This is a genomic window from Janthinobacterium sp. CG_23.4 (genome assembly GCF_029892305.1).
Classification (GTDB): domain Bacteria; phylum Pseudomonadota; class Gammaproteobacteria; order Burkholderiales; family Burkholderiaceae_D; genus Janthinobacterium; species Janthinobacterium lividum_D.
On the sequence record NZ_JARXUX010000001.1, the window covers coordinates 3,157,542 to 3,172,858 of the forward strand.

A 15,317-nucleotide genomic window follows, 5' to 3' on the forward strand; every position below is an offset into this window, starting at 1 on the left:
GATGGTCATGGTGTGGCAGCCTGCGCCTGGCGCACGGGCAAGGTGATACGGAAGGTGGTGCCGCGGCCGATGACGCTGTGCACGTCGATGCGGCCATGGTGCTTTTGCACCGTGCTGTAGGCTAACGACAGCCCCAGTCCGGTGCCTTTGCCGATGGCCTTGGTGGTAAAGAAGGGGTCGAAGATGCGCGACAGGTGTTCGGGCGCGATGCCGCCGCCCGTATCCTCGACTTCGATCCACACTTCCGCAGCATTGTCGCTGCCCGTGCGCAGCGTGATGCGCCCGTGCTCCTCGCCCATGGCGTGGGCGGCATTGACGACCAGGTTCATGATCACCTGATTCAGTTCGGAAGGCTGGCATTCAATATCGGGAATATCGCCATACTCGCGCACCACGTCCGCCTTGTACTTGACCTCGTTATTGACGATATTGAGCGTGGTATCCATGCCCCGGCGCAGGTCGACCCAGACCCACTCCTGGAGCGCATCCGTGCGTGAAAAATCCTTCAAGTCTTGCACAATGCGACGCACGCGCGAAATGCCTTCCCTCGACTCGACCATCAGCAGCGGAATGTCGGTGCGCAGGAAGTCCAGGTCGATCTTTTCGCGCAGCGCGCGCAGGCGCGCCGCCACCACGGGATCGGCGACGGCCGGCTCGGCTTCCTTGTAGGCATCGAGCATGCCGAACAAGTCGTCCAGATAACCGTCCAAGGTGCCGACATTCGAAAACACATAGCCGATGGGGTTGTTGATCTCGTGCGCCACGCCAGCGGCCAGCTGGCCGATCGAAGCCAGCTTTTCAGACTGCAGCAGCTTTTGCTGGGCCACCGACAGCTTGCTGTTCAATTCCATCAGGGCCAGGTTGCGCTCGCGCAATTCAAGATCGGCGATCTCGCGCTGGCGGATGTCGTCGGCCAGGCGCTCGTTCATTTCGGCCAGCTGGGCCGTGCGTTTGGATACCAGGTGCTCCAGATTATCGTGCGCCTTGCGCAGCGCCAGCTCGGCCAGGCGCCGTTCGCTGACATCACACAGGGTTTCGATGGCGCCCACCAGCCGCCCTTGCCGGTCGCGCAGGGGCGCTGCCGTGAAATGCAGCCAGTGCCCATTCTGGCCGATATCGGCAAAATAGTCTTCGGCCTCGTAAGCGCCGGGAATCACGGAGGAACGCTGCAGCTTGCCAAGGTAGAGTTCATTTTCGCCGAAAGCGATATTATCGGCCACCAGCAAATCGGCCAGACAGGCGCGCGGCTGCGGATAGAACGCCTTCCAGTGGTCGCGCGTGCCAACCATCTCGGCGGCGCTAAAGCCCAGCAGCTGTTCGCAGGCGCTGTTCCAGTGCGTCACCACATGGTCCGTGTTGATGGCGAAGGTGGCCACCGGATGGCCATCGAAAAACGCCGATAGCGCGATGGCATCGGTCTGACGGCGTTCCGGCATGGCGATCTGCGCCTGCGTTGCATCAGTTTCCATGGCCTCTTTCCTGTTCATGCCAGCATGATCTGCGACATTTCATCGAAGCTGTGTTGCGTCTGCCGCAGCAGCGCCAGCCAGGCTGGCTCGTCCAGGGCAAGCTTGTGCCAGACTGCGGGCGACAGGGGCGGCACCAGCGCGTCGTCGATACCGGCCAGATCGAGCGCCAGGGCGACGGCGTTGGCCATATGCACAGCCAGCGGCAAGCCGCCCGCCTCCAGCCGGTCGGTGGCATGGTGCTCGGCTACCGCCTGCTGTATTGCCTCGGGAAACTTCCAGTAAGCGGCCAAGGCGCTGCCCACTTGTGCGTGATCGATGCCGATGACGGCCATTTCCGCATCGGCCATCTGGCAGTCATGGGCCTGGCGGTAGCTGCGTACGAGCGCGTGCTCGGCCGGGAAGCGCGTCACCAGCACCAGGATGCCCAGGTCGTGCAGCAGGCCAGCCGTGAAAGCGGTCTCGGGATCGACATGCAAGTGCGGCGCCAGCAGGCGCGCGGCAATGGCCGTGGCCAGCGAATGGCGCCAGAAGGCTGGGAAATCGAAGTCGCCGCGCACCGGCGCGAAGCTGTCCGTCAGGACGCAGGCCGTGACCACGGTACGGATGCTGTGAAAGCCCAGCACGGAAACGGCTTGCGCGATACTGGTGACCTTCGATTGCATGCCGTAGAACGAGGAATTGGCGATACGCAAGGTCTTCGCCGCCAAAGCCTGGTCCAGCTCGATCTTGTGCGCCAGCACATGCACGTCCGTATCGTCCTGCTCCATGCTCGACAGCAGTTCCAGCACCACCACCGGCAGCGAGGGCAATTCATGGACCTGGCGGAGGATATGTTCAAAACTGAGCCGTATCATGCCCCACTCCCTTGCCGATAGCGCTGCAGCAGCGACAGCAGTTGCGCCCCAGGAGAGTCGGGCGGCGTGGCGCGGAACAGCACGGCCAGCCGTTCCAGGCGGCGCACCCGTTCCTGCTCGGCATGGGCCTGGGCGACGGGATCGACGTCGTCGTCGGCGACGACGTGACAGCGCTCCACATTGCGCCTGCGCAAGGCCGTCAGGCTGGCCGCCGTCAGGACGGCGCCCTGGGCCAGGAGCACGGCGCCGCTGGCGTCGCTCAGCGTCTGCGCCAGCACCATGCCTTCCTGTGCCTGCTGCATGGAAATCTCGCGTCCGCTTTCACTCGCGTGTTCACTGATGCGTTCACTCATGCGTTCGCTCATACAGCCGTCCCATGCCGGCTCAGGGTGACCAGGCTGCCGCGCGAGCGCGAACGCACGCCCATGGGATGGACCGCAACGGCATAGGCCTGGCCATCGATGGCGGCCAGACAGGGTGCGCCCGGCCCGTCGAATAGCTGCGGCAACACCAGCATGGCCTCGTTACCCAGCAAGGCCGCACCACGCTCGAACAGGTTTTCCGCCGCCGCGTTGATGAAAGCGATCATGCCATCCTCGTCGAGTCCGATCACAGGCAGCGGCAGAAATTGCAGCAATTCGCGCGCGATACCCAGGCTGATCTCGTCGCGGCTGATCTGATGCTGCTGCTGACTCAACAGCGCCTGCATGGCGGCGTTGGCAGTCTCTAACGCCTGATTGGCTACACGCAGTTGCGCATTGAGGCGCGCATTGTCATCATCGATGCCCTTCAGGCGGAAGGCTTCTGCGATATGTTCGCGCAGCTGATGATCTTCCCAGGGCTTGGTGAGAAATTTGAAGATGGCACCCTCGTTGACGGCATCCGTCACGGCCTGCAACTCGGTAAAGCCCGACAACATGATGCGTATGGTTTGCGGATACAGCAGCTTGGCCTTGCGCAGGAAGTCAGCGCCCAGCATGCCCGGCATGCGCTGATCCGATACGATCACATCAACCGCATGGCTGGCCAAGATGTCCAGCCCTTCCTGGCCGCTGCCGGCCGTGAGGACATGGTAGGCATCGCGCCGTAGCAGGCGCTTGAGGGAAGCAAGGATATTGGGCTCGTCGTCGACCAGCAGCAAGGTGCGCGCCGGCAGCACCGCAGTTGCTGACATACCATGCTCGTCGTGCACATCCATCGGACCATCCTCTCGTCGCCACGCGATATGGGAGCTTGCCTGGAGGGGAAATCTGCAGCGCGGCATCGTCTTGCGCAGCAGTCCGCTTGCACACAAATTATACGACTAAATATTCCTTCATGGCACTTATCGGGTATTTATCGGACACTTATCCGCGCCGTGCCGGACAAGGTATGTCGCGGTAAAACACAAAGCCACCCAAGCCGATGGCTTGCGTGTCGGCCTTCACGGCGTACACCAGTGTGTTCCTGGCCGCCTCGACCCGCAGCAGATTCTGGTGCAAGGCCGTTTGCGCGTGCGCCAGCCCCAACGATGGCGTCGGCGCCAGTTGCAAACGCAATTCGGACGTCGCCGCATCATAAGTCCAGCGGCCCGGGTTAAAAAAGGCGAAGCCACCGTCGAAACGCAGGCTGCCATCGTTGAACTGGATCAGGCACATGCCGGGAAATTCGCTGGGCGGGTTGTACCAGGTGGCGGCCACGGCTGCATCGGCCGCCTCGGCCAACCTCTTGCCGGGCATCTGCAAGCTGCGCTTGTCAGCGGCATGGTTGCTGTTCCCGCCCGTGCCGGCGCAACCGGCCAGCGCCAGCGCACAAGCCAGTGCGCCCGCGCGTTTGATGCTTATCATGTGCATTCCCGCCCTTTACTTTATTGATAGAAACACGATCTCGGCCCGGCAAGCCTGGCAGTTCCAGCCGTCAGCGCAGATACAGGAAACTTAATTGCCCTCGGCCGCCTTGGCAGCGGCCTCGCGCAATTTATCCTTTTTACTCTTGCGCGCGCCCTTCACGCCGCCGTTGAGCGTATCCGTCAGCGCACTCACGGGCGCGGGCAGTTGCATCGGCTCGAAACCGGCTACCACTTCGCGCACGATGCGCAAGTCGTTGCGGTTTTCGATCAGGCGGAAATGTGCTTCCATATCGGCCGTGACAAAACTGATGGCCGTGCCGCTTTCACCCGCGCGGCCCGTGCGCCCGATGCGGTGCGTGTAATCGACTGCCGAGCGGGGCAAGTCGTAATTGACGACGGCCGGCAACCCGGCGATGTCGATGCCGCGCGCGGCCACGTCGGTGGCCACCAGCACCTGCAAACGACCGGCCTTGAAGTCAGCCAGCAACTGGCTGCGCGTACCCTGGCTAAATTCGCCGTGGAAGGCGCCCACGTGCAGGCCGGCGCGCTGCAGCTTGTCGGCCACGTGTTCGGCTGCGTACTTGGTGGCGACAAACACCAGCACCCTGTCCCACTGCTGCTGCAGTATCAGGTAGCGCAGCAGTTGCGTGCGGCGCGGCACGTCGACCGTGATGGCGCGCTGCACGATGTCGGGCTGGTCCTGCGGTTCGGACGCCACTTCGATGCGCGCGGGTTCCTTGAGCAGGCTGTCGGCCAGCGCCTGCACGCTGTCGGGGAAGGTGGCCGAGAAGAACAGGTTTTGCCGTGTCGATGGCAGCAGCGCCAGAATCGCCTTGATTTCTTCGCTAAAACCCATGTCGAGCAAGCGGTCGGCTTCATCGAGCACGCACAGCGACACGCCGCCCAGTTTCACGGCATTTTGCCGCACCAGGTCCAGCAGGCGGCCCGGCGTGGCGACGACGATATCGGCACCGCCACGCAGTTGCATCATCTGCGGATTGATCGACACGCCGCCGAACAGCACGGAAATCTTTAACTTAATGGGCAGCGGCTTGGCCAGCGCGTGTACCGTCTGCCCCACCTGCGCCGCCAGTTCGCGCGTAGGCACGAGGATCAGCGCGCGCACCTGGCGCGGGCCGGAAGCGGGCACCATCAGCGCCTGCAGCAGCGGCAGCGCGTAGGCGGCCGTCTTGCCGGAACCGGTTTGCGCCGCGCCCAGCACGTCGCTGCCGCGCAGGATGGCGGGAATAGCGGCCGCCTGGATGGCCGTCGGCTCGGTATAGCCGGCCTTGGCAACGGCGCGGACCAGGGCGGGAATCAGACCCAGTGAGGAAAATGGCATAGCGGGCCTTCTTTATTCGTCAAGTGAGACCGGCCGCGAAAGGCGGCCGGTCGGATAGGTTGACAGTATAAAGCAAGGGTAGGACTCAGCGGACAAAATGCTCCGCGCTGGTCACCATGCCGCTGACGGCAGCCAGTAAGGCAAGTCAATGGAACAATGCCGTGGGAATGTTGTCGGCTACTGCCTGGGCATTTGCAGCTTCGGGTAGCCCGCTTCGTCATAGCCGGGCATGGCGCGCCGGATGGCGTGCGAAAAATCTGCATCCTTGTTGGCCGCCCGCGCGCGTGCCGTGATGTGGCCGCCGTCGCGCAGTTGCTGGAAGCTCTGGCCGGGCACCAGACCGTTGACGTCGAACAGGTAGCGGTCCAGATAGCCCGAGGCCAGCAAGCGGTAATCAAACGGCAGGCCCGGCACGACCCGACGCACCATCTCGAAAACGAGGGTGGTGCAGTTGGCCGTCAGCGTGTGATAGAACTGCGGCTTGGCCTTCAGCGCTTGCGCCTCGTCCAGGTAGGCCAGGAACAGTGAGCGCATGGCCGCCTTCGGCATCATCACGCGGTACAAATGCATGTCCTCGCCGCGTGCATTCGTGCGCACGCGCAGGATGTCGCGCTCGTCAGCGGCGATCAGGCTCATCTCGAAATGCTTGAAAAAACCACCGATGGCGGAAAAGCTCTCGCCCTTTTCCTTGCGGATTTCGATGGAAAACGTCAGGAAGCGCCCGTCCGCAAAGCCGAACGAGATCAGGGTGTGCGCAATGTAGGGCCCGGTCCAGTACGACAGCGCCGCGTCCAGCGTGCGCAGCTCGTCGAGGTCATAGCTGCGCTGCTCCCACTTCACCGTGTAATCGTCATCGCTGCGCCAGTCGAAATTGCGCACATTGTCCAGCGTGACGCGATTGCCCGTCACAGTGCCCGTGACATTGCGCGCCACGTCGTCGGCCCACACGCGCTGCTGCTGTGGCGTGATCAAGCTCCACCACAGCAGCAGCAGCAGCGCGAACCCGGCCGCATACGGCAGCAGCACGCGCACTTCGCCGCGCGTCCACCACAGCACCACGCTGGCCACGCCCAGCGCGCCCCACAGCAGGGCGCCGATGGCTTGCGCCGCCATGCCGCCAGAGAGCTGGTACCACAGCGCCAGCGCACCCCACAGGGCAGTCAGCAAGAGCATCAGGGAAACGGCCATTTTGCCGATGCTGCCCAGCACGCAGCGGGCACGATGTGATAATGAAGTCATGCCTCGATTATAGGGGCAAGTGCTGCGAGCATGACGGCAACGCCACTGCCAACGCGATCGGGCATGTCGATGCTGGCGATGGCAAGCGCTCGCCAAAGTGCGCGCTTTTATCAATTTTCTGGGCCAGTAATTGCGGCCGGAAGCGGCGACAGTAGCATAATCAGCTTAGACTATAATATTACTATATGGAAATATTATGAAGGAGTAAGTTTTGCTAGTCATACTGGGATTTCTCATCGTCGTGTTTTCGGTCTTCGGCGGCTTCGCCATGCAGGGTGGCCACCTGGCGGCCCTGTTCCAGCCGCTGGAATTGCTGATGATCGGCGGCGCCGCGCTGGGCACCTTCTTTGTCGGCAACGACGCCAAGGCCATCCGTGCCACATTCGCCGCCCTGCCCACCCTGTTCCATAGTTCGCAATACACGAAGGCGCGCTATATGGAACTGATGGGACTACTACATGAAATCCTCAGCAAGATCCGCAAGGAAGGCTTGATGGCGGTCGAGAACGATATCGACGACCCTTACCGCAGCCCCATCTTCGTGAAATATCCGTACACGCTCGGTGACGAGCACATCCTGGAATTCATCACCGACTACCTGCGCCTGATGGTGTCGGGCAATATGGATGCCTACCAGATCGAAAACCTGATGGATAACGAGATCGAGACGCACCATGAAGATGCGGAAATGCCGATCCAGACGATTTCACAGCTGGCCGACGCCATGCCCGCCTTCGGCATCGTGGCCGCCGTGATGGGCGTGGTGCATACCATGGCGTCCGTCGGCTTGCCGCCGGCCGAGCTGGGCGTGCTGATCGCGCAGGCGCTGGTGGGCACCTTCATCGGCATCTTGCTGGCTTATGGCTTCATCGCACCGCTGGCCAGCTTGCTGCGCCGCAAGCACCATGAAACGGCAAAGATGTACCAGTGCGTGAAAGTGACTTTATTGGCTAGCCTGAACGGCTACGCGCCGGCGCTGGCCGTGGAATTCGGCCGCAAGGTCATTTCCGCCACGGAACGCCCCTCGTTCAGCGAACTGGAAAACCACGTGCGCCAGGTGCGCACGAAGAACTAGCCAGATCCGTTTCAGCGACCTCATCAACCTGCCCGGCGCTGTAATGCCGTTCAGTTAAGGGTTTTAGCGTGATTTATGAGCGCCAGTAAATTCGCTAACCCCAGAGGCAAAGAGCTGGGGTCGGACCCCAATCCACCCAAGTTAAGCAACAGGCTGCCATCAAGCAGCCTTGTAGGCCATGTATTTATGGGGCTTGTAGGCGTTGGTTTGCCGTGACCTTGATTGTCCTGGGCGATGTAGAAACGTTCGCTTGGCGATCAGAGCCAGCGCGTCGGCAAGCAAGTGTGCTGCCGCCAGCCCAAGCAGCAACGATGGCAAGAGCGGCTTGAGTACCGAATGGACATAGGCGCGGTTGATGCGTCTGTCCGTCGGCAATGCATCTTGCTGGCCGGCGGCACAGCTCGCCAACGCCTGCAGGTTATCGCATATTACCTTGGCGGCCAGATCCTGCATCAGGGCCTGCTGTGACAGTCCCGTCACGTGCTCCAGATGGAGGCGGTGTTTGATGCGCTTGAAGGCTTCCTCAATGCGCCAGCGTTGGTGGTAGAGGTCTCCGAACAATGCGGCAGGGAATTGTTCAACGTCCAGTAAATTGGTCATCAGAACACGCACCTTGCCGGTCGAGGCAACGTGGCGTATCAGGCGCACGGTCTGCGGTTCAGCGGGATATTCATAGTCAAGCGCATCGCGCCGATCCGGCGCCCGCAGCGTGACGATCTGCTCCCGCAGCCCCGACTTCAGAAACTGATTGACGCAGGGAAAGCCTCCGCCGCGGGCCTGCTCGACACGCATGCAGAAGGCAATGCGGCGCTGGTTCAACACGGCGGGCATCCAGTAACATGGATAGCCTCGGTCCAGCAACAGCAGATCTTCCTTGCCAAGCTGGTCGAGCTGTTCGAACAGCATCTGGCGTTCGCCGACGTCGGTACTGTATAGCGAGGCCGAGAGCATCAATTCGGCACCGGGCAGAAACAAGCCAAACACCAGTTGATCGGCCACGGCGGCGCGTTTGACATGGCTGGCGCGCAAGCCAAAGCGAACGGTCGAGGCGTCAGCGGCGACCAGCCTGAAACCGTGCCAGCGCGGCAGGTAGCCATGCTGCTGTGCTTGTGCAATGAGCCAGTCGTTAAGCTCTGGGATGGCCGTGGTAGCAAGTTTTGAGCGTGCCTGAGCGAAAGCCTGGGCGCTCACCTGGTGCGTCAGTTGCGCCTGCTGTTGCAGATGGCCAAAGAATTCATCAAGTTCGGTTTGCACGCTCTTGCGCATGCCGGTGAGCATGAGCGCCACCAAGGATGGCAGCGGCAGTTTGCGGCGACGTTGAAACGCCATCGGATGATCAGGATGGCGGGCGCTAAGCCGAAACTGGTCGGATTGAAGATGGTCGGAGAAATCGGACAGCAAGGAAGCGAGCGACATGAAGGGCCAATGAAGATCAAAAGACCTTCATTGGCCGCCGCCTTGCCGCTGTCGAAAAAAGAGAGGTCAGCAAGGCGGCGGCCGCGCAAAGCCAGTGCCACGTCAAGCACTATTTCATTGAATTGCCAGCAATTGCGCGGGCTTGCTCCTTAACTTGGGTGGATTGGGTCGGACCCGCCGGGGGAATGTGCTTCAATGGAGCACATTCCGATCACGAAGTGACCGACCCCTGTCCTAGTTCTTGGGCTAAAAATAGCATCACCAACACACCAACTGAATGGCATTAGCCCGGCGCTGGCTTTTCTTCGCGTCCCTCCTAACCAGCGCAATCGCGGCGCTTGCGTGCAGGGACGCACGATGATCACGCTTTAGTTGAATCAATCACTACTACTGAGTGCGGCTACGGCATGCCATCACAGCGTAAAGAATTGCCAATCCAACCATGGATCCAGCTGCGCCCAGATGCTTACCCACAAAAAAAGCAGCACTACTGAGAGCAAAGCACATTGCGACGAGAGCGAAACCTATCACTTTCGTATTTTTTTCATTATGGATCAAGTTTATCATTCAATATTCGCAGTGGCAGCTGCTGGCAGCCAATAGCGAACGGCCGGAACGGCTCAGTGTACGAAGTTATTGCCTTCATGACAAGCAAGAGCTTTTATCTAGCGCAGCAATTCCTCTCCCTGCCATTTACTGACTCGGCACCGTCTCGTCCGGGCAGCTGACCTCGTCCTCTGGCGTATATAAAGTCATCGGCACGCGCTGGCCGTCGACTTCCAGCTCGCGCACTTTCGGCGGCACCAGCTGAAATTGACCGGCCTGCAGTTTCTCGCGCAGGGGCTTGCAGCGCAGCGTATCTGCGGGGATTTGTCCGCGCGCGTACCAGTTGCCATCGTCCTTTTGCGCCAGCAAGACCGACGAGGCACGCGGAGTATTGCTGATCAGCAGTACGTCCTGCTTGCCATCGCCATCAAAGTCGAGCAGATAGGCGTCACACTGCGGCCCTGCCCGCTTCAAACAGGCGGGCAGGCGCCAGGCCGGACTCACTTGCGTCCAGTCCTGGCGCAGGAAACTATCGGGCAGCTTCGCCGTGGCCGGGCGCAGGGTCAGGTTGATCGACACGTCGCTCAGCGCACCCGTCTCGTCGAGGCGGTTCTGGCGCTTGAGCATGGCTTCGGCGCGGGTCCGCACGATCGCTGCGTCGGCGCCCGTCGTGCGTTGGCTCAATTCCTGCAGGGCCGCCTGGCCATAACGCGCGCCCTGGAAGCGCAGGTAGTCGAAATCGAACTTGTCCACGCTCACTTTACCGCTGTCCAGGCGCGCCATCTGGCTGGCCACGGCAATGCGCGCCGGGTCGGCCAGCGGCGTGAACAGGGCGAACAGCACCAGCAGGGTAACAAAGGCGGTGGCCACGTTGACGTTGGCGATCAGGTGCAGCCAGTCGCCATACTTGCTGGCCGCCCAGGCATAGCCGCCAGCGTAGCAGGTGGCGACCAGCAGGCAGGCGCCGGCGATCAGACGGTCGGCCGTCCAGCCATGCGACATCACGCGCAGGGTCAGCGCATAGATGGCGATGCCCACCACCCACGGCAACAGCAGACAAGCCAGGCGCGTGCCCAGGCGGATGCCGCGCGCCACGCCGTGGCCCACTTCGCCGTTCTGGAAGGCGGCATTGATCAGCACCACCAGCACGCCAGCCATGCCCAGCAGCACGGCGGCGGCATGGCGCGTGGCCCACAGGCGCTCGAAGCCGATGAATGGCAAGGTCAGCAGGAAGCCGGACACCAGCACGGCGGCGATCGGCATCAGCCACGACAGCAGCACCAGCAGCAAGGTGCGGATGCCGCGCACGATGGACGGGCGCACGTCGGTGATGTGGATGGCGAACGAAAATGCGAAGCAGATGACGGGGATCACGAACCAGGCCTGGCCCAGCAGCTTTTGCAGGAAACTGAGCTTGATCAACAGGAACAGTTGCCCGCCCAGCCACAGCACCAGCCACAGGCCCAGCACGAACAGCAGGGAAAACAGCAGCTGGATGCCCAGCTTCCAGGCGATTTCAAAGTACGTGGGATAGCGGGCGATGCGCTGGCCATCCTGGGCGCTGGCCAGCACCAGCGCATGGGCGATATACAAGCCCACCACGCAAAAGCCGAACAACTGAGCGGAAATCACGCGCAGCGGCGCGCCCGGCTTGTAATTACCCCAGATGACGTGCTCGGCGCCACGCGCCACGTCATGCCATGCCAGCACGGCCAGCACGACGCCGGCACCAGCCATCCACAGGGCGATGCGCTTCGCCGACATATGGCCCAGGCTGGACACCAGCAAAATGGGCAACAGCAAGCTGATCAGCATTAACGGACCCAGCAGATAAGCTTCCGTGGCGGGCCACACCTTGTCTTGCGCCGTGCTGTACAGCCAGTACAGCAGCAAGCCTTGCAGCATGCCCGTCACCAGGCGCGTCACCGCGATGCGCGGCGCCACCACCGGATCGAGCAAGGCCATGTTTTTTCCTGCGCCATCGTGCTGCATAGTCATTTCCTCAAGAGTCGTTTAGTGCTGTAAAGCCCGGCCATTATTGCATTTCGTTATCGTCATCTCAACAGCGATTCGTGCGCCGCCCCTCGCCGCACGCCTGCGCTGGGGCGTAATGGCAAGCTTTGCGCCAGGCCCCAGGCCAGTTCCGGCGCGAAGAACGGCACAGCACGGACTGGCCCGTGAGCAGCAGCGGCCACGCCGCCGAGGCGCACCTGAAGGGGTTCAGTTGCCAGATGAAACAGGAATCCATGCAGATCGTCGAGATGGCGCAAGCGACACCATTGCGCCGCAACGCCGTGCACCGGCCTGAAAAACGCAGCTAGCACAGCGCAAGGTCGCTAGCAAGGCGATCATTGGAGGGCGCGGGGGCGCGCAAGATAGAAGGAACAAGCGAGGAGCAAGCGCTGAAAAACAAAAAACCGCCTGTGCGATGCAGCAGGCGGTTTGATCTGAGACAAAACAGGCTTACTTGGCGGCCTTGCGGCGACGCAGGAAGCCCATCAGGCCAAGGCCAGCTAGCAGCATGGCGTAGGTTTCCGGTTCCGGCACGGCGGCCATCACGGACACGTTGTCGATGACGGCGCCCGAGTAATTGTCGAACCGCGTACCAGCCTTGGCGGCGCTGGCAAACGACAGGGTCGCCAAGCCAGTGGTGGCGGCCGTGAAGTTCAGGGTATGGCTGTACAAGGTGTTCGAGGCGGCGGCAGTCGAGTAAAAATCGCCTGCCACGCCGCCGAACTTGACAGCCACGCCCTGGCCTGCCGGACCGCTGGAATTGCGCGCCATGTCAAAGCTCAGGCTATACGTCTGGCCAGCCACGACATTGAAATTTTGCGACAGGAAACCCGGACCTGGCGTGCCCAGCATATCGATGCTGTAGCCATTGATGGCGTTGTAGGCATTGCGGATCAGGTCGACGGAACTGGCGCCCACGGTCCAGCCCGTGATTGCCGACGAGCCGCTGGAGACGACTTTAAAGCCACTGCCGAAGGTGTAGCCGGGCGCGAGCGTTTCAAAATTGCCATTCGTGATCAGGTTGACGGGGCTGGCACTGGCCGTGCCAGCAGTAAGCAGAGCGACAACTGCTGCGATGGTAGCGATTTTCATGAGCTGGTTTCTTTGCCTTAATGGTATTAAATTTACCCTGAGAGCAATCATATCTCAGCCTTGATGGAAATCAAAGAACTTTGCAAAAATATATTTTATGTAAATAATTTGCAACATCTTCAACACCTCCAGACGAGAACGGCGATAGCGCAAGCGAGACCCTGACGCACCACCAGAATGCCATCTCCAGCATGGCTGCATGGGCGTCGCACAGATTGGTGGTGGCCAAGCTCTTGGCACTTCCTTTGTTAGTAGCCGATGGCGACGATGCTATGCCTTTTGTAGCCCTGCGGCACGTGTTTTACCGCCCACGCCCACGGCCGTGGCAATCGCCAGCGCCTGGAAGACGCCGATGAAGACGAACAGCAGGGCCGGATGGTCGCCATCCATCAGCGCGCCGAAGAACAGGGGCCCCACGGCAAGGCCGCTGTCGAGGCCCGAATACACGACGCCATACACGCGCCCCGTGGCATTCTTGGGCGCTGCGGCGCGTATCATCAGGTCGCGCGACGGCCCCGCCACGCCGGATGCCAGGCCGATGGCACCCATCAGCAGCAGCGCACCCCAGGCTGGCACGACGGCCATGGCCAGCAGCACGGCCAGCAGCGCGGCGACGGAAAAAGCGATTGCCACGTTGCGGTCCGGCTGCTCGCTGCGCGCGCCCAACACGCCGCCGGCCAGCATGCCCACGGCCGAGGCCAGCATATACGCCGTGTAAGCGCTGGTGGCCAGCGCCAGGCTCATGGCGTACAGCCTGACGAGGGCGACGCTGGCAAAGCTCTGGATGCCACCCAGGGCGATGGCGGTAATGAAAAAGAAGGCAAAGCACATCCACACGGCCGGCAGGCGCAAAAAATCCAGCGTGCCTTCGCCACCGGCAGCCTGGCCCGGCGCGACCTTCGTGGCAGGCTCGGGACGGATGGCGCGGCGGTTCAACAACAGGATCAGCAGCACGCCAAAGGGCAGCACGGCCGCGCATTGCAGCGCGACTCTCCAGTCATACTGGGTGGCAACATACGTCATGAATAAAGGTGCCAGCGCCCAGCCGATGTTGCCGCTGATGCCATGCACGGAAAAACCATAAGCCACGCGGGCTGCCGAGACACGCTGGTTGAGGATGGTGTAGTCGGCCGGATGGAACACGCTATTGCCCATGCCGGCCAGCATGGCGCCCAGCATCAGCGCCGCATAGCTGTGGGCGGTGGACAGCGCCAGCGCCGACACCCCGAGCAAGAAAATGCCGGAAAACAGCACGGCACGGGCGCCGAAGCGGTCGACGACAAAGCCGGCCAGCGCCTGCCCCACGCCCGAGATAATGAAAAATACCGTCATCAGCAGGCCCAGTTGCGCATACGACAGGTCGAACGCAGGTTTCAGCCAGATGAACAGGGCCGCGAGGATCAGGTGGTAGAAGTGCGAGACGCCATGCGCCAGACCTACCAGGGCGATGACGCGCACGTCGCTGCGCAACGTTGTTGGCAAATGTGCAGGCAACTGCGTTGCCGGCTTGGTTGTTATCATGTCCGCCCCTGTCTTATACTGGTGAAGCTCAAGTGTATGCAAAATACCATCGTCCGTTTTTCGACGGAACGACATAATTTATCGAATTAAGGCCAAGCTGATGGGTGTACCTATCCTCCACCATACCCGCATGTGTCCGCCGCGCGAAGCACCCAGCGCGACTATCCCCGTGACGATGATCGCGCGCGATCTGCAATCCGAGGAATTCTTGTTACCGCACAGTCATCCCTGGGGGCAGGTCACGATGGCGCTCGAAGGCGTGCTGCGTATCACGGCCAACAACAGCAGCTGGGTGCTGCCACCCATGCGCGCCATCTGGATCGCACCCAACGTCGAGCACGCCGTCACGATACTGGAAAAAACCCGCTTGCGCCCCCTGTGCATCCATGCCGCGCGCGCGCCGTTTGCGGGACATGATTGCAAGGTGCTGGAAGTATCGAACCTGCTGCGCCAACTGATCATGGCACTGGAACAACTGGACCCGGGCCAGGAACCGGCGCGCGAGGCCTTGCTGGCCGAACTGATACTCGATGAATTGAAGCGCTCGGCCACGCGCCCCATCCGCGTCCCCTTGCCTGGAGACAAACGTTTGAAGACGCTGTGCGACGGCCTGATCGAGAAACCGGGCTCGAATCAGACCCTGGAACACTGGGCGCAACAGGTCGGCGCCTCGGAGCGCACCCTGGCGCGGCTGTTCGAACGGGAGTTGGGCATGAGTTTTGGCCAGTGGCGCCAGCAGGTGCGCCTGGCGCACGCGGCGCCCCTGATCGCACGCGGCGTGCCACTGTCACAGGTGGCGGAAGAACTCGGCTACGCCAGCCAGTCGGCCTTTTCCGCCATGTTCAAGAAGACTTTCGGCAGTTCGCCATCAGCGTTTTTTGCCAAGGGTGACAGGCTATAGGCGGCACGCCGATACGGCGCT

General features: G+C 61.7%; 14 protein-coding genes. 3 read left to right on the plus strand and 11 right to left on the minus strand.

The window, feature by feature from the left end:
• Positions 1–5 precede the first annotated feature (5 nt).
• The 7 genes from H4V96_RS14120 to H4V96_RS14150 all read right to left on the minus strand — a co-directional run bounded on the left by H4V96_RS14120 (position 6) and on the right by H4V96_RS14150 (position 6,732).
• The gene (locus tag H4V96_RS14120; protein WP_010399579.1) at positions 6–1,469 is read right to left on the minus strand and encodes an ATP-binding protein; all 1,464 of its coding nucleotides are present in this window, start codon (positions 1,467–1,469) and stop codon (positions 6–8) included.
• Positions 1,470–1,483: 14 nt separating this feature from the next.
• Positions 1,484–2,323, minus strand: coding sequence for an HDOD domain-containing protein (locus tag H4V96_RS14125; RefSeq protein ID WP_010399580.1), 840 nt, complete (start codon positions 2,321–2,323; stop codon positions 1,484–1,486).
• Positions 2,320–2,676 carry a hypothetical protein gene (locus H4V96_RS14130; RefSeq protein WP_128089283.1) on the minus strand — a complete coding sequence of 119 codons (357 nt, stop codon included), beginning with the start codon at positions 2,674–2,676 and terminating at the stop codon, positions 2,320–2,322. Before H4V96_RS14130 ends, H4V96_RS14125 begins: the two co-directional genes overlap by 4 nt.
• 8 nt (positions 2,677–2,684) lie before the next feature.
• Positions 2,685–3,497 carry a response regulator gene (locus H4V96_RS14135; protein ID WP_280721010.1) on the minus strand — a complete coding sequence of 271 codons (813 nt, stop codon included), beginning with the start codon at positions 3,495–3,497 and terminating at the stop codon, positions 2,685–2,687.
• A 172-nt stretch (positions 3,498–3,669) separates the two neighbouring features.
• On the minus strand, positions 3,670–4,149 hold the full coding sequence (locus H4V96_RS14140) for a hypothetical protein (RefSeq protein ID WP_196855518.1): 480 nt from the start codon (positions 4,147–4,149) through the stop codon (positions 3,670–3,672).
• Between the two features lie 90 nt (positions 4,150–4,239).
• On the minus strand, positions 4,240–5,493 hold the full coding sequence (locus tag H4V96_RS14145) for a DEAD/DEAH box helicase (RefSeq protein WP_196855517.1): 1,254 nt from the start codon (positions 5,491–5,493) through the stop codon (positions 4,240–4,242).
• A gap of 177 nt (positions 5,494–5,670) precedes the next feature.
• Positions 5,671–6,732, minus strand: coding sequence for a DUF4105 domain-containing protein (locus H4V96_RS14150; RefSeq protein WP_196855516.1), 1,062 nt, complete (start codon positions 6,730–6,732; stop codon positions 5,671–5,673).
• 211 nt (positions 6,733–6,943) lie between these two features.
• Between H4V96_RS14150 and motA the strand changes: the two genes are divergently transcribed.
• The gene (gene motA / locus H4V96_RS14155; RefSeq protein WP_196855515.1) at positions 6,944–7,807 is read left to right on the plus strand and encodes a flagellar motor stator protein MotA; all 864 of its coding nucleotides are present in this window, start codon (positions 6,944–6,946) and stop codon (positions 7,805–7,807) included.
• A gap of 159 nt (positions 7,808–7,966) precedes the next feature.
• Here the strand turns inward: motA and H4V96_RS14160 are convergent, their stop codons facing one another.
• Together H4V96_RS14160 and H4V96_RS14165 are read right to left on the minus strand one after the other, a co-directional pair.
• The gene (locus tag H4V96_RS14160; RefSeq protein WP_280721011.1) at positions 7,967–9,223 is read right to left on the minus strand and encodes an IS4 family transposase; all 1,257 of its coding nucleotides are present in this window, start codon (positions 9,221–9,223) and stop codon (positions 7,967–7,969) included.
• Positions 9,224–9,916: 693 nt separating this feature from the next.
• The gene (locus H4V96_RS14165; protein WP_280721012.1) at positions 9,917–11,761 is read right to left on the minus strand and encodes a DUF4153 domain-containing protein; all 1,845 of its coding nucleotides are present in this window, start codon (positions 11,759–11,761) and stop codon (positions 9,917–9,919) included.
• A 128-nt stretch (positions 11,762–11,889) separates the two neighbouring features.
• On the opposite strand from H4V96_RS14165, the gene H4V96_RS14170 reads away from it, so the two are divergent.
• The gene (locus H4V96_RS14170; protein ID WP_196856363.1) at positions 11,890–12,090 is read left to right on the plus strand and encodes a hypothetical protein; all 201 of its coding nucleotides are present in this window, start codon (positions 11,890–11,892) and stop codon (positions 12,088–12,090) included.
• Between the two features lie 142 nt (positions 12,091–12,232).
• Here the strand turns inward: H4V96_RS14170 and H4V96_RS14175 are convergent, their stop codons facing one another.
• Both H4V96_RS14175 and H4V96_RS14180 read right to left on the minus strand, forming a co-directional pair.
• Positions 12,233–12,874: a choice-of-anchor C family protein gene (locus tag H4V96_RS14175; RefSeq protein ID WP_010399594.1), complete on the minus strand. Its 642-nt coding sequence runs from the start codon at positions 12,872–12,874 to the stop codon at positions 12,233–12,235.
• A 270-nt stretch (positions 12,875–13,144) separates the two neighbouring features.
• Positions 13,145–14,395 carry an MFS transporter gene (locus H4V96_RS14180; RefSeq protein ID WP_280721013.1) on the minus strand — a complete coding sequence of 417 codons (1,251 nt, stop codon included), beginning with the start codon at positions 14,393–14,395 and terminating at the stop codon, positions 13,145–13,147.
• Positions 14,396–14,495: 100 nt separating this feature from the next.
• Between H4V96_RS14180 and H4V96_RS14185 the strand changes: the two genes are divergently transcribed.
• Positions 14,496–15,296 (plus strand): helix-turn-helix transcriptional regulator, encoded by an 801-nt coding sequence (locus H4V96_RS14185; protein WP_196856360.1) that lies wholly within the window; start codon positions 14,496–14,498, stop codon positions 15,294–15,296.
• Positions 15,297–15,317: the final 21 nt, after the last annotated feature.